A 21,072-nucleotide genomic window follows, 5' to 3' on the forward strand; every position below is an offset into this window, starting at 1 on the left:
TGAAAAGCCGTCACATGCCTTGAGTTTGCCACAATTCAAGCCCGTTTTCGGCGCACCTTTTCTCCAAAACTCGTATTTCTTTCTAAAACTGCCTCAAATCACACTTTTGCCACAATTTTTGACCGGATTGCCATTTGGAACGTTCTAAATTAAAAATCGGATATTCAAGCGGAGGAACGATACGGGCATGAGCAACCATCAAGTGACATTGCCGGATGGCAACGGAAGCCTGAGTTTCTACACGCTGATCGGGACACCAACCTCACGTCCGGCAAACCCGCCGCAGTTCAATCGCATCGCCTATGCGGCAGCGCATGTGGTTTCCGATCCGCTGAAAGATGCCCGCCCATGGAACGACCCGGCCATAGACTGGGATGCGACCATGGCTTTCCGGCATCATCTGTGGAGCCTCGGCTTCAAGATCGCGGAAGCGATGGATACGTCACAGCGCGGCATGGGACTGAACTGGGCGGGCGCGCAGGAACTGATCCGCCGCTCGCTGGCAGACAGCAAGACCGTAGCAGGCGCTGATCTGGCCTCTGGCGCCGGCACAGATCATCTCGATCCGGCAGAGGCAAAAAGCCTGGATGACGTTATCAAGGCTTATGAGACACAGGCCGGGTTCATCGAGAAACAAGGCGGACGCTTCATCCTGATGGCAAGCCGCGCACTGGCGCGCATTGCGAGATCGCCGGACGATTACGCCAAGGTTTATGGCCGGATTCTCGGCCAGGCCCGCGAAAAGGTCGTGCTGCACTGGCTGGGCGATATGTTCGATCCGCAGCTTAAAGGCTATTGGGGTTCGGAAAATTTCGACAATGCACTTGATACGGTGATCGGCATCATTGAAGCCAATCGCGACAAGGTGGACGGCATCAAGATTTCACTGCTGGAAGAGCGCTACGAGATCGCACTGCGCGACCGCCTGCCGGAAGGCGTGCTCTGTTTCACGGGCGATGATTTCAACTATGCGCCGCTGATCGAAGGCGACGGAAACAAGCATAGCCATGCCCTGCTCGGCATTTTCGATGCGGTCGCACCGCAGGCGTCCAGCGCGCTTGCGGCACTGGCAGCAGGCGATAATGCCCGCTTCCGCGCGATCATCGAGCCGACCGTGCCGCTATCGCGAAAAATCTTTGAAGCACCGACGCAGTATTACAAGGCGGGCGTTGTGTTTCTGGCCTGGCTGAACGATCACCAGAACCATTTCACCATGCCCGCCGGAATGCAGTCGGCACGCGGTATTTTGCATTACGCCGACATTTTCCGCCTTGCCGATCGGGCCAATGTGCTCGACCGGCCGGACGTCGCCATAAGCCGCATGAGAAAGCTTCTGGCTATCCATGGCATAACCTAAAGACAGGCGGTGGTCAGTTTCTGCGCATGCCTTTATGAATAATCATCGCCAGCCAAGAGCCGGTGCAACGTGCTTGAGGATCGACTCGATCACATGCGCATTGTACTCCACCCCAAGCTGGTTTGGCACGGTGAGAAGCAGCGTGTCGGCTTCGGCAATCGCCTCATCCCTGGCCAGCTCCTCGATGAGCCTGTCAGGTTCGGCAGCATAAGACCGCCCGAAGACAGCCCGCAGATCTTCCTCGATATAGCCGATGGAATCCTGCTCGTTGCTTCCGCCACCAAAATAGGCCCGGTCTCGATCATCGACCAGCGCGAAGATGCTGCGGCTCACCGAAACACGCGGTGTGCGCGTATGTCCGGCTTCCTTCCAGGCTTCACGATAGGCGCGGATCTGCTTGGCCTGCTGGATATGCAAAGGCTCACCTGACTCGTCCTTCTTCAGGGTCGAGCTTTGCAGATTCATGCCAAGCTTTGCCGCCCAGATGGCCGTCGCATCCGAAGCCGCGCCCCACCAGATACGATCCCGAAGACCTTCCGAATGCGGCTCGATGCGCAGCAGACCGGGAGGGTTCGGAAACATCGGACGCGGATTTGGCTGGGCAAAGCCTTGCCCCTTCAGCGCTTCGAAGAACACCTCGCCATGCTGGCGCCCCATATCGGCATCGGTCTTGCCCTCTTCCGGCGCATAACCAAAATAACGCCAGCCATCGATCACCTGTTCCGGCGAGCCGCGGCTGATACCAAGTTGCAGGCGCCCCTTGGAAATCAAATCCGCGGCGCTGGCGTCCTCGACCATATAGAACGGATTTTCATATCGCATGTCGATGACGGCGGTGCCGATCTCGATTTTGCTCGTCCTAGCGCCAATGGCTGCGAGCAGCGGAAACGGCGACGCAAGCTGGCGCGCAAAATGGTGCACGCGGAAATAGGCGCCATCCGCGCCCAGCTCCTCGGCGGCAACAGCAAGGTCTATCGACTGCAGAAGCGCGTCGCTGGCGGAACGGGTTCCCGATTGCGGCGATGGCGACCAATGGCCAAAGGAAAGAAAGCCGATTTTCTTCATGATGAGGTTCCCTGATTGCGGGCAAAAAACAAATGTTATCGCCAAATATGGCAGTGCGCAGCCGAATTGAAAGGGCGCTGAACACAGTGTTCAGCGTTTGCGTTCCAGTCGCTTTTTGTTGCAGGCATATCGCGCTCAAACCGAAAAGGTTGCCCGATAGGTTTGCCGACACTTTGCCCCGCACGTTGACAGTCTATCCGGACCCGATTAAGCCTCAAATCTGGCGGATAAACCTTCAATCTGAGGTTATTGGAGAAAAGGTGTTTGCCGACAAGCAACGCACCAAAACAGGGGAGATTTTCATGCGTTCTATGCTTCTGGCCTTGCTGGCCGCAACGGCCATTGCCACCTCGGCACAGGCAAAAGACGTCACCGTCGCCGTAACCGCCATTGTTGAACATCCGGCCCTCGACGCCGCACGCGACGGCGTGAAGGATGCACTGGCCGAAGCCGGCTACAAGGAAGGCGAAAACCTCAAATTCGTCTATCAGTCCGCACAGGGCAACCCGGCAACCGCCGCACAGATCGCCCGCCAGTTCGTCGGCGAAGCTCCAGATGTGATCGTTCCGATCTCCACGCCGTCGGCACAGGCTGTCGTTTCGGCCACCCGTGATATTCCGGTCGTCTTCACCGCCGTTTCCGATCCAGTCGGCGCGCAGCTCGTCAAGGACATGACGAAGCCCGGCGGCAACGTGACCGGCCTTTCCGATATGTCGCCAGTGGCAGAGCATATCAAGCTCATCAAGGAAGTGATGCCGAACATCAAGAAGCTCGGCTATCTCTACAATTCCGGCGAAACCAATTCCGTGTCGCTTCTGGCCGCACTGAAGGAAGCCGCCTCCGCTGAAGGCATCGAAATCGTTGAATCGGCAGCCACCAAGTCGGCTGAAGTTCAGGGTGCAGCGCGCGCGCTCGTCGGCCGCGCGGATGCCATGTATGTTCCGACCGACAACACCATCGTTTCGGCTCTGGAAAGCGCCGTCGGCGTTGCCGAGGAAAGCAAGCTGCCGCTCTTCACCGCTGATACGGACTCTGTCAAGCGTGGTGCACTGGCTGCACTCGGCTTCAACTATTACGATGTCGGCAAGCAGACCGGCGCCGTCGTGGTGAAGATTCTCAAGGGTGAAAAGCCGGGCGATATTCCGGTCGACATTGCCAAGGGCACCGATCTCGTCATCAATCTCGGCGCTGCCAAGAAGATGGGCGTCGAATTCCCGCAGGCTGTTATCGACCGCGCGACCAGCAAGATCGACTAAAACTTTCGACATGAATGAAAAAGGCGGGGTCGGTCCCCGCCTTTTTCTTTAGAGCGCGTTTCGATCTGATTGAATCAGATCCGCATTCTAAAGTCTTCTATTTGAAGCATAATCTTATCGATCCTCGTTCCACTCCGGTCGGATTATGCTCTAGAACACCCGTGAGAGATGTTCCAAACCTGGATTATGTGAAATGCCCGCGATTCGCATCCTTCCCGCTGACGACAACACCAATGGCTGGAGCAAGATATTGCCGGTTCGCGCGCCAAATGCGGCGCTCCAGGGCGGTATCAAGGCCGACTGGATCGTGCTCGGTGCGGGCTATGCGGGCGTCGCAGCCGCACGACGTCTGGCCGAGAACCGTCGCAGCGACCGGATTGCACTGATCGATGCGCAGGAAGTCGGAAAAGGGACTTCGGGCCGGGCTGCAGGCTTTGCCATTGATCTGCCGCATAATGTCAGCTCTTCGATGGAGGAACTGGCCAAGTCGCACAGCTACCGCGCATTGGCGCGTGCCGCCATCGATCATCTAAAACAGCAGATCGACCAGCATGGTATCGACTGCGACTGGCGGCAGGATGGAAAGTTTCACGCTGCGGTTTCCGATCAGGGTGTGCGCGACGTTCTTGAACCCACCGTCAAGGAGCTGGAACGCCTCAAGGAGCCCTTCGACTGGCTTGAAGGTGATGCTCTGGTCAGACGGCTCGGGACAAGCCATTTCAAGGCTGCCATCTTCACCTATGGTACCTCGCTTCTGAACCCGGCTGCCCTGGTGCGTGGCCTCGCCGACAGCCTGCCGGATAACGTCACGCTTTATGAAAACTCCGCTGTCACCAAAATCGATTACGGCGAGCGCATCCACATCACGACGGCAAAGGGCAGTATTGAGGCTCCTGCCATGATCCTGACGGTCAATGGATTTGGCGAGCAATTCGGTTTTTTCAGACGAAAGCTCCTGAACTTTGCAGCCCATGCCAGCCTGAGCCGTCGGCTTACCGACGAGGAATACAGGGCCATCGGCGAAATCGCCCCATGGGGCCTGACACCCGCCAACTCCTTTTCCGGCATCACCATGCGCCTGACCTCTGACCGGCGCATTCTGGTGCGGCAGAACGTACATTTCTGCCCGTCGCTCCGCCAGTCGGATGCGCGCCGTGAAACGGTCAAGCGCGAGCACAAGCGGCTGTTCGATGAACGTTTCCCGATGCTGCCCGATGTGGATATGGAGCACACTTGGACGGGTTTCATTTGCCTGTCGCGCAATGGCGCTCCGGGGTTCGGACAGATTGCGAAGAATGTTTTTACGTCACTCTGTCAGAACGGTGTCGGCATCACAAAAGGAACCATTGGCGGCATACTTGCCGCCGACATGGCCTGCGATATCGACAATCCGCTGATCGACGATATGCTGAAGCTCGGTAGCCCGACAGAGCTGCCTCCACGGCCTTTTCTCGACATTGGAGTGCGTGCGCGATTTGCCTGGGAGCTGTGGCGTGCGCGCGGCGAAGTGTGACCGAAATCAACTTAGCCAAATGTTGTAGAAGGCCCACAGAATGGTGCTTTTTGGCGCATTTATAGCGATAATGCTTGCGTGCAGCCGCTTTTTGCGTTGTATCCCGAAAACGATATGACAAGAACAACCGTAATCAGTACGGCAAATATAATTTGGAGTGATTTTTGCGACCGGCTGGAGCAAATTCACTTCGGGCATAAAACCGGGGAAATGTTTCAGGTGACAGGCTCACCGGAAGCGAACTCAGAACAAAACCGGTCGTGACTGAAGCTGGCCGCGTGGAATGGCCGGGATTTCCGGTTTCCACAACGCCGATGATCGATGCCGCGCTGAAGCGGCGATCTTTCATTTTGGTCGCGGCGAGAAACAAGGAATGACATTGTGAGTCAGATCGCCTTCTGGGGTGCGGTCGAATTGGGCCTCGTCTTCGCATTTGTAGCCATCGGCGTCTATCTGGCGTTCCGCGTCCTCGATTTCCCCGATCTGACGGTTGACGGTTCGTTCCCGCTGGGCGCTGCCGTAACCGGCGTGCTGATCCTTGCAGGCATGAATGCCTGGCTGGCTGCTGCCATCGCCATGGTTGCCGGTGCGGCCGCCGGGCTTGTGACCGCCACGCTGAATGTGCGTTTCAAGATCCTCAATCTTCTCGCATCCATCCTGACCATGATCGCGCTGTTCTCCGTCAATCTGCGCGTGATGGGACGCCCCAATATCGCGCTCATCAATCAGGACACCATGCTGACGCCGTTCTTCGGTCACGGCATTCCCGAATATTATGTACGTCCGCTGTTCCTCTTCGTTCTGGTCGCCATCGCGGTGTTTGTCGTCTGGCGCTTTCTGGAAAGCGATATGGGTCTTGCCATGCGTGCGACCGGTGCCAATCCGAGAATGGCGCGCGCGCAGGGCGTTCGCACCGACCGGCAGATCTATCTCGGCATGGCGCTTTCAAACGCACTGGTGGCTCTCGGCGGCTCGCTCTTCGCACAGACAAACGGCTTTGCCGATGTGACTTCCGGCGTGGGCACCATCGTGGTTGGCCTTGCAGCGGTTATCATCGGTGAAACGCTGTTGCGCAGCCGCTTCATTCTGGTGATCCTGATTGGCTGTGTGCTTGGCTCTATCATCTATCGTATCGCCATCCAGCTAGCGCTTTCGAACGGCGACGTTATTGGCCTGCAGGCGTCCGATCTCAACATCGCGACCGCCCTTCTCGTCACCTTCGCCCTGATATTGCCGCGCCTGCGTCGCGGAGGAGCATCAGCATGATCGAACTTTCCAATCTCGATGTTGTGTTCGGTCGTGGCACTCCGCTCGAAAAGCAGGTCCTGAACAAGATCAACCTGACCATGGAAAAAGGGTCCTTCGTCACGGTGATCGGGTCGAACGGTGCTGGCAAATCAACAATGCTGGGTGTTCTTGCAGGCGATGTGATCCCGACCGCTGGCAAGGTCGTCATCAGCGGCAAGGATGTGACGCGCAAGCCGACCGCCGAGCGGGCTGGTCTCGTCGCCCGCGTGTTTCAGGACCCCCTCGCAGGCAGTTGCGGTACGCTGTCGATTGAGGAAAACCTTGCGCTCGCCGCTTCACGCGGCAAGACGCGCGGGCTCACCCATGCGCTCAACGCCAACCGCCGTGCGTGGTTTCGCGAGCGCGTTGCAAGCCTCAATCTGGGACTGGAAAACCGCATGCAGGACCGCATGGAGCTTCTCTCCGGTGGCCAGCGTCAGGCCCTGTCGCTCATCATGGCAACGCTTTCCGGTTCGGAAGTTCTGTTGCTCGACGAACATACCGCAGCGCTTGACCCCGGCATGGCCGAGTTCGTGATGGAACTGACGCGGACGCTGATTGCCGAGAACAAGCTGACCGCCCTGATGGTCACCCACTCCATGCGGCAGGCGCTCGATTATGGCGACCGCACGATCATGCTGCATGGCGGTAAAATCCTGCTCGACGTGACCGGCGACAAGCGCAAGACGCTGGGTGTCGAAGACCTTATCGAAATGTTCCGCAAGGTACGCGGCCAGACGCTCGACGACGACGCGCTGCTGATCGAATAGGTTTTGCAAACAGCTTTGTTTCACAGCCGTCGTTCAGTTTGAGCGGCGGCTGTTTTGTTTGAAGGCGAATTGCGTTAGTTAAATTCTATGGCGCAGAAGAAAGCACACGAAGTCGATAGTTTTCTGGCAAGACCGACGAGCTCGTTCCCGGTCGTGCTTCTCTATGGCCCCGACAAGGGACTGGTGAGCGAACGTGCACGCCGTTTTGCCGAAGCAAGCAAATTGCCGCTGGATGACCCCTTTGCCGTCATTCGCATGGAAGCGGACGAGATCGAGGCCGACCCGGCGAAACTTGCCGACGAAGCCCGCACCATCTCCATGTTCGGTGGCGAGCGCCTGATCTGGATCAAGAATGCCGCTGGCCAGAAGAAGCTGGCTGAAGCGGTCAAGCTGCTCGCAACCGAGCCGCCGCATGAAACATTCGTGCTGGTCGAAGCTGGCGATCTCAAGAAGGGAGCTGCCTTGCGCAGCGCCGTCGAGAACGCTTCCGCCGGTATGGCCCTGCCCTGTTACTCGGATGATAGCCGCGGCATCGATGGCGTCATCGATGACGTTCTGGCCGAATGGAAGATGCAGATCACGCTCGACGGTCGCCAGCTTCTGCGCGCAAGTCTCGGTGGTGATCGCCTCGCCACGCGCGGGGAGCTGGAGAAGCTCTGCCTCTATGCGCGCGGCAAGGAGCGGATCGATATAGATGATGTGCGCGAGGCGGTCGGTGATGTTGCCGGTCTTTCCACCGACGAGGTGATCGATGCGGTTCTGGCTGGTGATCTTCCGCGTTTCGAAGTCTCCTTCGACCGCGTCGTGAAATCCGGCACCGCACCGTTTCTGCTGCTCAATACGGCGATGCGCCAGTTCCAGCAGGTTCAAACTTTGCGTCATATCGCCGATACGGAGCGTAAAAGTGCATCCGTTGTCGTGGCAGCGGCACGTCCGCCGATTTTTTTCAATCGTAAGAAGCTCATTGAAAATGCCGTCGGCCGATGGACCGGCGAAAGCCTCGCACGCGTCATGGAGCGCCTGCAGCGCGCTGTCCTCGAAAGCCGGCAGAATGCGGCCCTGAGCGTCCCCATCATTCGCCAATGCCTGTTGGCAATCAGTGTCGAGTCACTGCGGAACGCGCGGCGATAGCAAGGCATTTCCAGCAAGGTGCGAAACGGTTTTGCGTGAGGCGAATGCGAAAAAGAAAATAGATATATTTCCGTATGAGATACAGGAAATGATCTATCAGTCACTTCAAGTAACAGCTTACTCGAAATGAAAAACTCGCCGCAATGGAATGCGGCGAGTTTTTATAAGTTACGTATTGCTTCAAAGATCAGCTTTGGAGACGACGGCAAATCTCATCGAGTTGCTCAAGAGAACTATATCGTATCTTGACCTCACCACCACGATCACGGTGATTGATTTCGACTTTCATGCCAGTAACATCGGAAAGCAGCTTTTCGAGCGCTTTGGTGTCAGCATCTTTCTCGACAGGTGCCGCCTTACCGGGCTTGGCTTCAACACCGCCACGGGCCTCTGCCTGTGCTAGCGCTTCCACCTGTCGTACCGACAAACCGTCCTTGACAATCCGTTCCGCGAGCGCAGTCGGGTTTTCCATCGTGATGAGGCTTCGTGCATGACCTGCCGAAAGCGCCCCGTCGACGATGAAATCCTGCACGGGTTGCGGCAGTTTCAACAGGCGCAGCGTATTGGCAACATGGCTGCGGCTTTTGCCGATGACCTGTGCCAGATCATTCTGCGTATAGTCGTGATTATCGATAAGCTGTTGATATCCCAACGCTTCTTCAACCGCATTGAGGTCGGCGCGCTGCACGTTTTCGATGATTGCGATCTCAAGCGCGACGCGATCATCCACGTCCCGAACAATAACCGGGATCGTGTCGACGCCAGCCCGCTGCGACGCGCGCCAGCGACGTTCACCGGCAATCAGTTCGAAGTGGTCCGGCTGTCCCGGTGCCGGACGCACGACGATCGGCTGCACGACACCGTGTTCCTTGATCGACTGCGCCAGATCTTCCAACTCGCCTTCCGAGAACATGCGACGCGGATTGCGCGGATTGCGCGTCACGAATTCAATCGGAACGTTCCGCTCAATCGGAACAGGTGCCTTACGCTCTTCAACAGGGCGGTCGATTTCACCGATCAGCGCCGCTAATCCGCGGCCAAGGCGCTTTTTTGAAGGATCGTCATTCATCGTTCGGCTTATTCCTGAATTGTTTCGTCGTCGAATCGATTGGTTAGGCGGCCTGTAATTGCCGCTCGCGCTGGATAACTTCCGATGCAAGCTGCAAATAGGCCTGGCTACCGGCACATTTCAGATCGTAGAGAATTGCCGGTTTTCCATGAGATGGTGCTTCTGATACGCGCACATTACGCGGAATGACAGTACGATAGACTTTCTCACCCATAAAAGCGCGAACATCATCCACCACTTGCGCAGCGAGATTGTTGCGGCTGTCGAACATGGTCAGCACGATGCCCTGGATCGATAGCTCGGGATTGATCGATGACCGCACCTGATCAACTGTCTGCAAAAGCTGGCTCAAGCCTTCTAGAGCAAAGAACTCGCACTGCAATGGCACCAGAACCGAATCGGCTGCGGCCATTGCGTTCAACGTCAGAAGATTAAGCGACGGCGGGCAATCGACAAGCACATAGGAAAAGCGCTCGGACACACCGGAATCAAAACGCAGAGCATTACGCAGGCGGCGCGTACGATCGGCGGACTGCGCGATTTCCATTTCAATACCAAGAAGATCCAATGTCGATGGCACGATATGGAGATTTGGAACGTCGGTCGGCATGGCAGCGGCGGGAACCGACGATTCCTGTGTCAGCACATCATAGGAGGACAGTGGTCGATTGCGACGATCAATACCCAAACCGGTACTGGCATTGCCCTGCGGATCGAGATCGACAATCAATACCGTCTCACCGATTGCAGCCAATGCAGTAGCCAGATTGATGGCGGTGGTCGTTTTGCCCACGCCGCCCTTCTGGTTTGCAATGGTTATGATCCTGGACATTTTGTTCATCACCGTCGCCTTGCTGCTGCCCGTCCCCTCGAAATTTCCAACCATCAGACAGTTTTACGCCGAAGATTGGTGATTTCGAGTATGACCGAAGCCTGATCGATAGCACTTTGATGTTGTACCAGATCGAAGCTCCAACCAACATGGCTTTCGTCGATCTCGCGCTGGTAATCCCGACCTTTTTGGAAGAGAGCCTTGGCGCCTTTGGTCAGCCACGGCTCCGTCAGATCGAAAAGATCGTTCAGCGACGCCAATGCGCGTGCCGTAACCACTTGAGGTGTTTCAATTTTCTGCCACATCGATTCAATGCGGGCCGAATGAACACGCGCCGGTACATGCAAATGTCCGGCGGCAGTGCGCAAGAATGCCGCCTTTTTTCCCGCACTTTCAATAAGATCAATGGCGCCACCGGACTGGTCGGCCAGAAAACAGGCCGTCACAATGCCCGGAAATCCACCGCCCGAGCCAATATCCAGCCACTGTTTGGCGTCGCTTGCCAGTGGAAAAAGCTGGGCACTGTCCAGAATATGGCGGGTCCACAACGCGTTCAAGGTTGAGGGCGAGGCAAGATTGATCGCCTTGGACCATTTACGAAACAGCTCTTCAAAGGCAATCAGGCGGTCCGCTGTTTCACGTGAAACAGAGGGCACGATTGCCTTCAGACTTTCAAAACGGGTATCGGCGCTCATGCAGCGCCCTGCCCCTCGGACAGTTCCGACGCAACCCGATGCCGATATCCGAACTTCTTGATCTGCGCGATAAGGAGCGCCAGAGCTGCGGGGGTCATCCCGTCAACGCGCTGCGCTTCAGCAATCGTTTCCGGCTTACGCTGCTTGAGCTTGTGTTTCAACTCATTGGAAAGACCGGATATTCCGTCAATATCCAAACCAGCTGGAATGAGCAGTTGCTCTTCACGCTCCATCACCGCGATATCGCTCTTCTGCCGGTCCATATAGACGGCATATTGAGCCTCGATCTCCAGAGCTTCCCGCGTTGCCGGAGCGATAGTTTGAAGCTCAGGCCAGATCGGCTTCAACCGATCCAGATCGATTTCCGGATAGGAAAGAAGATCATAGGCTGAACGGCGCACACCATCCTGATTGAGACGCAGATCATAGCGACCGGCCAGATTGGGTGTGATCGTCAGTGACTGCGCCAGTGACCGCGCCTCATTCAAGGCAGCCTCACGTGCTTCAAAGCGTTCCTTGCGTGCCTGCCCCAATATGCCAAGCTTGTCTGCCAAAGGTGTCAGGCGTTGATCGGCATTATCTGCGCGAAGCGACAAACGGAATTCTGCACGCGAGGTAAACATGCGATAGGGCTCGCTGACCCCGCGTGACGTCAGATCATCGACCATAACGCCTATATAAGCTTCCGTACGCTGGATAATGACAGGCTCGCCACCAGAAGCCCGACGCGCCGCATTGATACCAGCAAGCAAGCCCTGCGCACCGGCCTCTTCATAACCGGTTGTGCCATTGATCTGTCCGGCCAGAAAAAGACCGGTTACTTTCCGGGTTTCAAGGCTGCGCTTCAACTCGCGCGGATCAATGAAATCATACTCGATCGCATATCCGGGTTGCAGCATAACCGCCTTTTCAAGCCCCGATATGGTCTTCAATATGTCGAGCTGTACTTCTTCGGGAAGCGATGTCGAAATGCCATTTGGATAAACGGTATCGTCATCCAGCCCCTCCGGTTCCAGGAATATCTGGTGACCGTCGCGATCACCGAACTTGACGATCTTGTCTTCAACCGACGGACAGTATCGCGGACCTATGCCTTCAATAGAACCAGAATACATGGCAGAACGATGCAGATTGGCTCGAATGACAGCGTGGGTTTCTGGCGTCGTACGCGTAATGCCACAATCAATCTGCGGCGTGGTGATGCAATCCGTCATAAGAGAGAATGGCACAGGCTCTTCATCGGCAGACTGCATGTCGAGGCTCTGCCAATCAATCGTGCGTCCGTCCAGCCGCGGTGGCGTGCCCGTCTTGAGACGACCAAGCGCAAAGCCAAACGACGTCAATCGCTCGGAAAGACCAAGCGCCGGCTTTTCACCCATCCGGCCAGCCGGAATCTTCTTTTCCCCAATATGGATCAAACCGTTCAGGAACGTGCCGGTCGTCAGAACGACGGCACCGCATGTCAAGGTCCGCCCGTCGGACAGAACAACCCCAGTGATGTGCCCGTCTTCTTCCCGAAGATCGTGTGCGCCGCCTTCGACAACAAACAGGTTATCCTGGGCCGCAATCATTTTCTGCATAGCAAGCCGATAAAGCTTGCGGTCGGCCTGGGTTCGAGGGCCGCGAACAGCTGACCCCTTTCGACGGTTGAGCAGACGAAACTGAATACCAGCTTCATCGGCAACACGCCCCATCAAGCCATCAAGTGCATCGATCTCGCGAACAAGATGCCCTTTTCCCAGCCCACCAATGGCTGGGTTGCAAGACATAATGCCAATAGTATCAAAGCGATGTGTTACAAGCGCGGTCTTGGCATCTGCGCGCGCAGATGCAGAAGCAGCTTCGCATCCCGCGTGGCCGCCGCCGATCACAATGACATCAAAGACTGTGGCTTCGGTCGAACTCATTGGGTTCATCCTGACGCAACTCGAATCCGTTTCTGAAAGATGTCTCTTTGCCACGAATGGGCCTGAAACGGAAGATCAAATTGGCGGGTCGCGCGATCAAATCTCGGCGAAAGAGCGACTCATGAATGAAAGAGGGAGTCAATCACCCCAGTCAGTCACCTCAGCGAGATTCCACAGATGTTTCACGTGAAACAATTTTCAAGGCAAATCATCACGTGTTTCACGTGAATCATTTTCCAATACAGAACTGCGAGAAAATAACGTCCAGAATCTCTTCGACATCAACATCTCCGGTAATGCGTCCGAGATGCTGAGACGCGAGGCGCATGTTCTCAGCACGGAGTTCAAGCGGAAGATTTGTCCCGCTTATAGCCCTGTCGATTTCAGCAACAGTAGATCGCAGAAGGTTGATATGCCTCTGCCGTGTAGGAACAGCATCCTCAATCTGGCCAATCTGCGCTTCAGCAAAGCTCTGGAGTGCATTCAACAATCCATCCAATCCCTCACCGTTTTTCGTCGAGATGCGATAGGACCAGTTACCGGAAGGCTCCCCTTTCAGATCAGCCTTCGTCCCGATTCTCCATAATATTGCTGATGTTTCATCGGGCGTGACCTCTATGGGATCACTCATATCCTCCAGCAAAAGGACCAGATCAGCATCTGCCATACGCGCGCGGGCGCGTTCAATTCCGATTTTCTCGACCGAACTATCGGTCTCCCGCAAACCTGCTGTATCCGTCACGTAGACCGGGATGTCACCCAGATCGAGTTTGACTTCCAAAAGATCGCGAGTCGTTCCCGCTTCTTCCGATATGATCGCCACTTCGCGCCCGGCCAGAAAGTTCAACAGGCTGGATTTACCGGCATTCGGCGCACCAACAATCACAACATGCAGCCCGTCGCGTAACATGGAAGCACGCTTGCCGCTTGCTATATGGTTCTCGATTTCTCTCTTCAGCAGTGCCAGCGACTGCCAGACCTGCTCTGATACGGAACCCGGAACATCGCTTTCATCGGCGAAGTCCAGCTCGGCTTCGATGAAAGCGCGCGCGCGCAGCAAACGCTGACGCCATTCCGTATAGAGTTCGCGCTGCGTGCCCGACGCGACCTGTAAAGCAAGCCGCCTCTGTCCCTCGGTTTCAGCCGCGATCAGATCTGCAAGCCCTTCGGCAATAGTCAGGTCCATCTTGCCATTGGAAAAAGCGCGTCGCGTAAACTCTCCGGCTTCCGCTATACGACAACCGGGAAGTTCTCCCATTTCAGATAAGAGCTTCTCGACAACGGCTTTACCGCCATGCAAATGAAATTCGGCGCAATCCTCGCCGGTAAAACTGTTCGGCCCAGGAAAAAACAGGATAAGTCCGCGATCGATTGAATCACCATTTCGGCCACGGAACAACTTATAGGCTGCATATCGCGGTGCCGGTATCGACCCAATTATCGTTTCGAGAACGAATCGAACTTTTGGGCCAGAAATGCGTACCACGGCAACACCGGACGGTAGGCGACCGCTCGATAAAGCAAAAATCGTATCTTGAAAGGAAGCGATCTCGCTCATTTCATTTCCTGACCTATAATCAATAAGGACGAAAGCAACCTGACGGGTGCTGAAGGAATGGCATATTCATTCGTGCAGTGAAAGAAAAGCCTTATGACTGAGTTAGACCGCACTCGCCTCGCTGGCAGCAACCGCCTTTCCGGTGAACCAAGCGCCTATCTGCGCCAGCACGCGGACAATCCTGTTCACTGGCAGCCCTGGGGCAGGCAAGCGCTGGATGCTGCAAGGGAGCTCGACCGGCCGATTCTGCTTTCAGTTGGTTATGCTGCCTGCCACTGGTGTCATGTCATGGCGCATGAGTCCTTTGAAAATCCTGATGTGGCGGAAGTGATGAATGCCTTGTTCGTCAATGTGAAGGTGGACCGCGAGGAACGGCCCGACATAGACCAGATATATATGGCAGCGCTTGGAGCGATGGGACAACAGGGTGGCTGGCCGCTTACCATGTTTCTGAGGCCAGACGGAAAGCCCTTCTGGGGCGGCACCTATTTTCCCCCGCACAAGCGCCACAACATGCCCGGCTTTGTCGATGTGCTGCATGCGGTCAATAATCTTTGGCATAGGGATAAAGAGAAAATTAACCATAATGCACAGGCCGTCTTCGATCATCTGGAAGGCCGTCTGGCAGCGCAGATCGCCCCAATAACAAACGAAGTAGAACGATTTGACGAGATCGCAACGCGCATCAGCAGCCTGATTGATCCCGTCCGGGGCGGAATAGAAGGAGCGCCCAAGTTCCCGAACGCGCCTTTCATGGACAATCTATGGCTCTCCTGGCTCTATGGGCGCAACGAAACACATCGGGACAATTTCCTCCTGTCGCTCAAAATTATGCTTCAGGGCGGGATTTACGACCATCTGGGCGGTGGGCTTTGCCGCTACTCCACCGATGCCAACTGGCTGGTGCCGCATTTCGAAAAAATGCTCTATGACAATGCTCAGTTCATTCGCCATGCGACTTACGCATTCGCCGAGACCGGAAATGATTTGTTTCGTTTACGAATCGAAGAGACCGTCGATTGGCTGATCCGGGAAATGCGTTTGTCCGACGGAAGTTTTGCATCCAGCCTGGACGCCGATAGCGAAGGTGAGGAAGGACGGTTTTACGTCTGGAGCGAGCAGGAAATCGATAAGGCGCTTGGCAATGATAGCGAAGCCTTCAAGGACTATTACGGTGTCACAGCAGACGGAAACTGGGATGGCCAGAATATTCTGAACCGTCTTCACGCAGTCGATAACGGCACGTCCCTGCCCCCAATGATAGAAGCATCGCGGCAGAAGCTGCTTGCGCATCGCGAATTGCGGGTCCATCCCGGGCGGGATGAAAAGGCGCTGACCGACTGGAATGGGCTTGCCATTCGTGCATTGGCCGAAGCAGGCCGGAGTTTTGGACGGCAGGACTGGATCAATCTGGCGGTCGATGCCTATCGCTCCATAGTGAGCAGCTTTCGCGACGGCCGGATCGCACATTGCCGCATGGAAAATTCGCTTCTCTACCCTGCCCTTTCAACTGATTATGCATCGATGATCAATGCAGCCATTGCTCTTTATGAAGCAACGAGCGAACAGGCGTTCATCGATGATGCATTGAAATTCAAGAAGTCGCTCGATGACGATCACCGCGATGATACCGGTAATTATCGCCTGTCTGCACTGGATGCTGATGACGTCATCCTGCACGCCTATGGCGACTATGATGAAGCGATACCGAGCGCGACCAGCCAGATCATTGAAGCACTGACAAGACTGTTTCTGGCGACGGGTAATATCGATCTCTATCAGAGCAATGAGAAGCTGATAGAACAGGCACTCGGGCGAGCCTTCGCGCAGCAATATGGACAGATTGGAATATTGAATGCGGCTCGCTTTGCAGCCGAACCGCTTTCCCTTGTCGTGGCAACCGAGGACAATGCCGGAGAACTTGTTTCGACGGCGAATCGAAATCCCGATCCACGACGTGTGGACAAGTTTGTGCGATTTGAGGCGGGCAGGACAATAGAACTCCCGACCGGGGGAACTGCGGAGCCTGAACATCCGTCGGCCCGGTTCTGCAAGGGGCATGTCTGCCTGCCCCCCGTTGAAAGCGCCGATGCTTTGCGGCTGCTCCTCGGCAAAGCATCCTGAAACAAGAAGCGCCGCAACGGTTTCCCGCGCGGCGCTTCTCAAACGGTTTTAACCGAACAATGTTTAGGTATTCATCGAGTCGAAGAATTCCGAATTGCTCTTGGTCTGCTTGAGCTTGTCGATAAGGAATTCGATCGCATCGGTGGTGCCCATCGGCGCGAGGATACGGCGCAGAACGAAAATCTTCTGCAGATCGGCGCGCGGAACCAGCAGGTCTTCCTTGCGGGTGCCGGACTTGAGAATATCCATGGCCGGGAAGATGCGCTTATCTGCAACCTTGCGGTCGAGCACGATTTCCGAGTTGCCGGTGCCCTTGAATTCTTCAAAGATCACTTCGTCCATACGGCTGCCCGTATCGATCAGCGCGGTTGCGATGATAGTCAGCGAACCACCTTCTTCGATATTACGCGCTGCACCGAAGAAACGCTTCGGGCGCTGCAATGCGTTGGCGTCCACACCACCGGTCAGAACCTTACCGGAAGACGGCACGACCGTGTTGTAGGCGCGGCCGAGACGAGTGATCGAGTCGAGCAGGATCACAACATCGCGACCATGTTCGACAAGGCGCTTGGCCTTTTCGATGACCATTTCGGCCACCTGAACGTGACGCGCTGCCGGTTCATCAAAGGTCGAGGAAATCACTTCGCCCTTCACCGAGCGCTGCATGTCGGTCACTTCTTCCGGACGTTCATCGATCAGGAGAACGATCAGATAGCATTCCGGATGATTTGCGGTGATCGAATGAGCGATGTTCTGAAGAAGAACAGTCTTACCGGTACGTGGCGGAGCGACGATCAGGCCGCGCTGGCCCTTGCCGAGCGGTGCCACCAGGTCGATGACGCGCGGGGAAAGATCCTTGGAGGTTGGAACTTCGAGTTCCATCTTGAAGCGCTCATTGGGATAGAGCGGCGTCAGATTGTCGAAGTGAACCTTGTGCCGGATTTTTTCAGGATCTTCGAAATTGATCGTATTGACCTTGAGCAGCGCGAAATAACGCTCGCCTTCCTTGGGGCCGCGGATCGGGCCTTCGACCGTGTCACCGGTCTTGAGAGAAAAACGACGTAGCTGCGAGGGAGAAATATAAATATCGTCTGGACCCGGCAGGTAGTTGGCATCAGCAGAGCGCAGGAAGCCAAATCCGTCCTGCAGCACTTCAACGACGCCCTCGCCGATAATTTCGACGTCCTGGGCCGCCAGCTTCTTGAGGATCGCGAACATCAGTTCCTGCTTGCGCATGGCGCTCGCGTTTTCGACCTCAAGCGTTTCGGCAAAAGCCAGCAGCTCCACCGGTGTCTTGTTCTTTAGTTCTTGTAGTTTCATTTCCTGCATGGATGAGGAACTCTTTTTAAAATGTAAGGAGAAAATGCAGTTGTTCGGAAAGGTGGCCACCTGAACGTCGTGACCGGCATCGAAGGCCTGCTGTCTTGAAGGGAAGAGGCTTTCTACATACTGATTTGCAGCATGCAGAGCAAGTCTCATGTAGGGATAGCGCAAAATTTCTGCAACAGAAAAATGGCAGAAAACCGGCAAGCGGGATTGATTGTCCACGGTGCCGGAGAAATACCGGTTAGAGCCGGATCGCTCTAACTACCTGTTTTCAAACAGTCCGGCAAAGCCGTTTCCCACTCTGCCGGAACTGTTGTTGTTGAATCAGAACGGCTTAACGATCACCAATATGACGATCAAGATCATCAGAACTGTCGGCACTTCATTGATGATTCGCCAATGTTTGGCCGAGCGCATGTTGCGGTCTTCAGCAAAAAGCCGCGTGGATTTTGCCAGATAGCCGTGCAGGCCGGACATCAGTATAACCAGCAGCAGCTTTGCATGCAGCCAGCCGCCCTGGAAACCGAAAATTTCCCAGGCCATCCACAGTCCGGCAATCCAGGTTACGATCATGGCCGGATTGATGATGAAGCGCAGCAACCGCTTTTCCATCACCTTGAAGGTTTCCGATGTTTCGGAACCGGGCTTTGCGGCACAATGATAGACGAACAGGCGCGGCAGATAGAGCATTCCCGCCATCCAGGCGATAACGGCAATCACATGCAGTGACTTGATCCAAAGATAGGCATCGGCTGGATTCACGTGAAACAATGCCCAGACGCCGAGCGCCACCACAACCAGCGAAACGACAGTGCGGATGACAACTGCCGATCCGCGATTTTCCGGAGCTGTCTGGCTCATGATTTTCCTCCGCGAATACGGTCGATCATACGATGCACATTCTCGATCGGTGCCTGTGGCGTGATTCCGTGCCCGAGATTGAAGATCAGCGGGCCCTGGCCGAGACGTTCGAGAATCGTGTCCACGCCTTCATCCAGCGCATTACCGCCTGCCACCACGCGCAGCGGATCGAGATTGCCCTGTATCGCGCCTTCTTCCTGAAGGGCGGCAGCGAAGGAAAAGGGGACTGACCAGTCAAGACCAAGGGCGTCCACACCGGTCTTTTCGCGATAGCCTGCATAAAGCATCCCTGCCCCTTTCGGGAAACCGATGATGCGTGCCTCCGGATAGACCGCCCTCACCTTCTGGACGATCCGGGCAACGGGCTGGATGCAGAAACGCTCAAAGCAGTTCTCGTCCAGAACGCCAGACCATGAATCGAAAATCTGCACCGCATCGGCACCGGCATCGAGCTGCTCGATGAGATATTCGGCGGAAACATCGGCAAGATCGTTCAGGAGCTTTTCAAAAGCTTCCGGGAAGCGATAGGCGAAAAGACGAGCAGGCGCTTGATCCGGTGTGCCATGACCGGCGATCATATAGGTCGCAACGGTCCAGGGGGCGCCACAGAAGCCCAGCAGCGTCGTTTCGTCGGGCAACTGCTCCCGCAGCAGCCGAACCGTCTCGTAGACCGGCTCCAGCCTTTTGGCGACGCCTTCCGTCTCAAGCCAGAAAATCTCGTCGGCATCAATCGGTGTCATCAAAGGTCCCTTGCCTTCTTCAAAGCGAAGGTCTCGTCCAAGGGCATGAGGAATGACAAGAATATCTGAAAAGAGAATGGCTGCATCAAAGCCAAACCGGCGGATCGGCTGAAGCGTCACTTCGACAGCAAGATCGGGCGAATAGCAGAGATCGAGAAAGCTCCCGGCCTTTTTCCGCGTCTCGCGATATTCGGGAAGATAGCGTCCGGCCTGGCGCATCATCCAGATGGGAGGTGGAAAGACCGTTTCACCGTCGATCACTCTCAAGACTTTGCGCTTCATCTGATTTTTATCCGCCCTGTTGGTTACCTGATCCGGTTTTGGTCTGAAGTTATCCAGTCCGGTTCTCATAAAGAAAGGATGATTCAGGAATCTTTTGATTCTTAGAGTCTGTTGGAATCGGGGATTAAGGTCTGTCCCTGTTTTCCCCACAGTTCCGAATTTGCCATCTCATCCTGTGCAATCATTCACCGATAGTCTGACCAAATACAATGAAAACTCAATTCCCTCTTTTAATATAAAGGGTTACCAATTGACGCAGTTCATGAGGATTTGTGGAAAAGCTGGGAATTACGACGGGATTTCGCGTTTTCATGAGTCTTGTCCACATATGTTGATGACCACTCGCCACATGTTCGCCCGCTGTGGATGACTTGCCAAGTTTCCCACGGCCTGCCATGGCTTGTGGAAGACGTTCGGCCTTTACGCACAGCCGTCAACAGGAGGGCAACAAAACTGTGACCAGACCGCTTTCCTACTTTCATCTTCATCTGATTTCTGATGCGACGGGAGAGACTCTCCTGGCCGCGGGGCGTGCGGCGGCAGCGCAATATGCCAATGCGCGCGCCATCGAGCATATCTATCCGCTGATCCGCACCGAAAAGCAGTTGCGCAAGGTTCTTGAGGGCATCGATGCGGAACCCGGCATCGTTCTCTATACTATTGTCGACCAGAAACTGGCGGCGATCATCGATGAATCCTGTGCCGAGATGGGCGTGCCGAGCGTTTCCGTGCTGGAGCCGGTGCTGAACACGTTTCAATCCTATCTCGGTGCGCCGGCTCACCGCCGCGCGAGTGCGCAGCATGTTCTCAATGCCGATTATTTCCGGCGGATCGACGCGCTCAATTTCACGATGGAACATGATGACGGGCAATTGCCCTATGACATTGAGGAAGCCGACGTTATTCTTGTCGGCATCTCACGCACATCCAAGACGCCGACGAGCATCTATCTCGCCAATCGCGGCATCAAGGCCACCAATGTTCCGATTGTGCTGGGGATTCCCCTGCCAGAGGTGCTTTTCACGGCGAAACGACCATTGATCGTGGGGCTGGTCGCGACGGCCGAACGGATTTCGCAAATCCGCCAGAACCGGCCGCTCGGCAATGTGCCGTCGTTGGATACCGGCCTCTATACGGATCGCGTTTCCATCTCGGAAGAACTGGCTTATGCGCGTAATATATGCAACCGCCACGGCTGGCCGATTATCGATGTGTCGCGCCGGTCGATTGAGGAAACTGCAGCCGCCATTCTGGCGCTGCTCCGCGCGCATAGCGAAAAGGCATAAACAAGGATTGCAG

17 protein-coding genes are annotated in these 21,072 nt (G+C 55.6%); 8 read left to right on the forward strand and 9 right to left on the reverse strand.

Translation table 11 applies throughout. The features are described from left to right. The first annotated feature begins 187 nt into the window (after positions 1–187). Positions 188–1,357, forward strand: coding sequence for a dihydrodipicolinate synthase family protein (locus F9K91_RS12520; protein ID WP_151677902.1), 1,170 nt, complete (start codon positions 188–190; stop codon positions 1,355–1,357). A 42-nt stretch (positions 1,358–1,399) separates the two neighbouring features. On the opposite strand, the gene F9K91_RS12525 is transcribed toward F9K91_RS12520, so the two are convergent. After that, positions 1,400–2,422, reverse strand: a complete 1,023-nt coding sequence (locus tag F9K91_RS12525) for an LLM class flavin-dependent oxidoreductase (RefSeq protein WP_151555208.1) — start codon at positions 2,420–2,422, stop codon at positions 1,400–1,402. Between the two features lie 302 nt (positions 2,423–2,724). Between F9K91_RS12525 and F9K91_RS12530 the strand changes: the two genes are divergently transcribed. From F9K91_RS12530 to holA, 5 genes are all read left to right on the forward strand, one after another. Next, positions 2,725–3,678: an ABC transporter substrate-binding protein gene (locus tag F9K91_RS12530; RefSeq protein WP_151555209.1), complete on the forward strand. Its 954-nt coding sequence runs from the start codon at positions 2,725–2,727 to the stop codon at positions 3,676–3,678. Positions 3,679–3,871: 193 nt separating this feature from the next. Beyond that, positions 3,872–5,191, forward strand: coding sequence for an NAD(P)/FAD-dependent oxidoreductase (locus F9K91_RS12535; RefSeq protein WP_151677903.1), 1,320 nt, complete (start codon positions 3,872–3,874; stop codon positions 5,189–5,191). A gap of 381 nt (positions 5,192–5,572) precedes the next feature. After that, complete coding sequence (locus F9K91_RS12540; protein ID WP_061344582.1) at positions 5,573–6,457, forward strand: ABC transporter permease; 885 nt, start codon at positions 5,573–5,575, stop codon at positions 6,455–6,457. Continuing rightward, a complete protein-coding gene (locus tag F9K91_RS12545; RefSeq protein ID WP_151677904.1) occupies positions 6,454–7,248 on the forward strand; it encodes an ABC transporter ATP-binding protein in 795 nt (264 codons plus the stop codon). The genes F9K91_RS12540 and F9K91_RS12545 overlap by 4 nt, the downstream gene beginning before the upstream one ends. An 87-nt stretch (positions 7,249–7,335) precedes the next feature. Continuing rightward, positions 7,336–8,379 carry a DNA polymerase III subunit delta gene (gene holA / locus F9K91_RS12550; protein ID WP_151650871.1) on the forward strand — a complete coding sequence of 348 codons (1,044 nt, stop codon included), beginning with the start codon at positions 7,336–7,338 and terminating at the stop codon, positions 8,377–8,379. Between the two features lie 187 nt (positions 8,380–8,566). Here holA and F9K91_RS12555 read toward each other — a convergent pair whose 3' ends face one another. From F9K91_RS12555 to mnmE, 5 genes are all read right to left on the reverse strand, one after another. Further along, the gene (locus F9K91_RS12555; RefSeq protein ID WP_061344585.1) at positions 8,567–9,448 is read right to left on the reverse strand and encodes a ParB/RepB/Spo0J family partition protein; all 882 of its coding nucleotides are present in this window, start codon (positions 9,446–9,448) and stop codon (positions 8,567–8,569) included. Between the two features lie 43 nt (positions 9,449–9,491). Next, positions 9,492–10,289 carry a ParA family protein gene (locus tag F9K91_RS12560; RefSeq protein ID WP_151677905.1) on the reverse strand — a complete coding sequence of 266 codons (798 nt, stop codon included), beginning with the start codon at positions 10,287–10,289 and terminating at the stop codon, positions 9,492–9,494. Positions 10,290–10,333: 44 nt separating this feature from the next. Further along, complete coding sequence (rsmG, locus tag F9K91_RS12565; protein ID WP_151677906.1) at positions 10,334–10,975, reverse strand: 16S rRNA (guanine(527)-N(7))-methyltransferase RsmG; 642 nt, start codon at positions 10,973–10,975, stop codon at positions 10,334–10,336. Next, complete coding sequence (gene mnmG, locus F9K91_RS12570; RefSeq protein WP_151677907.1) at positions 10,972–12,882, reverse strand: tRNA uridine-5-carboxymethylaminomethyl(34) synthesis enzyme MnmG; 1,911 nt, start codon at positions 12,880–12,882, stop codon at positions 10,972–10,974. Before mnmG ends, rsmG begins: the two co-directional genes overlap by 4 nt. 229 nt (positions 12,883–13,111) lie before the next feature. Beyond that, positions 13,112–14,440, reverse strand: coding sequence for a tRNA uridine-5-carboxymethylaminomethyl(34) synthesis GTPase MnmE (mnmE, locus tag F9K91_RS12575; protein ID WP_151677908.1), 1,329 nt, complete (start codon positions 14,438–14,440; stop codon positions 13,112–13,114). Positions 14,441–14,533: 93 nt separating this feature from the next. Between mnmE and F9K91_RS12580 the strand changes: the two genes are divergently transcribed. After that, the gene (locus F9K91_RS12580) at positions 14,534–16,564 is read left to right on the forward strand and encodes a thioredoxin domain-containing protein (protein WP_151677909.1); all 2,031 of its coding nucleotides are present in this window, start codon (positions 14,534–14,536) and stop codon (positions 16,562–16,564) included. 63 nt (positions 16,565–16,627) lie between these two features. Here F9K91_RS12580 and rho read toward each other — a convergent pair whose 3' ends face one another. The 3 genes from rho to hemE form a co-directional block, all read right to left on the reverse strand. Further along, positions 16,628–17,893: a transcription termination factor Rho gene (gene rho, locus F9K91_RS12585; RefSeq protein ID WP_109987171.1), complete on the reverse strand. Its 1,266-nt coding sequence runs from the start codon at positions 17,891–17,893 to the stop codon at positions 16,628–16,630. A 321-nt stretch (positions 17,894–18,214) separates the two neighbouring features. Further along, entirely contained in the window at positions 18,215–18,751 is a 537-nt protein-coding gene (gene hemJ / locus F9K91_RS12590; protein WP_151677910.1) for a protoporphyrinogen oxidase HemJ, read from the reverse strand. After that, entirely contained in the window at positions 18,748–19,773 is a 1,026-nt protein-coding gene (hemE, locus tag F9K91_RS12595) for a uroporphyrinogen decarboxylase (RefSeq protein ID WP_104755112.1), read from the reverse strand. Before hemE ends, hemJ begins: the two co-directional genes overlap by 4 nt. Before the next feature lie 455 nt (positions 19,774–20,228). On the opposite strand from hemE, the gene F9K91_RS12605 reads away from it, so the two are divergent. Further along, the gene (locus F9K91_RS12605; RefSeq protein ID WP_109986999.1) at positions 20,229–21,059 is read left to right on the forward strand and encodes a pyruvate, water dikinase regulatory protein; all 831 of its coding nucleotides are present in this window, start codon (positions 20,229–20,231) and stop codon (positions 21,057–21,059) included. The last annotated feature ends 13 nt before the right edge of the window (positions 21,060–21,072 follow it).

Origin of the sequence: Brucella tritici, assembly GCF_008932295.1 — a bacterium.
GTDB lineage: Bacteria > Pseudomonadota > Alphaproteobacteria > Rhizobiales > Rhizobiaceae > Brucella > Brucella tritici.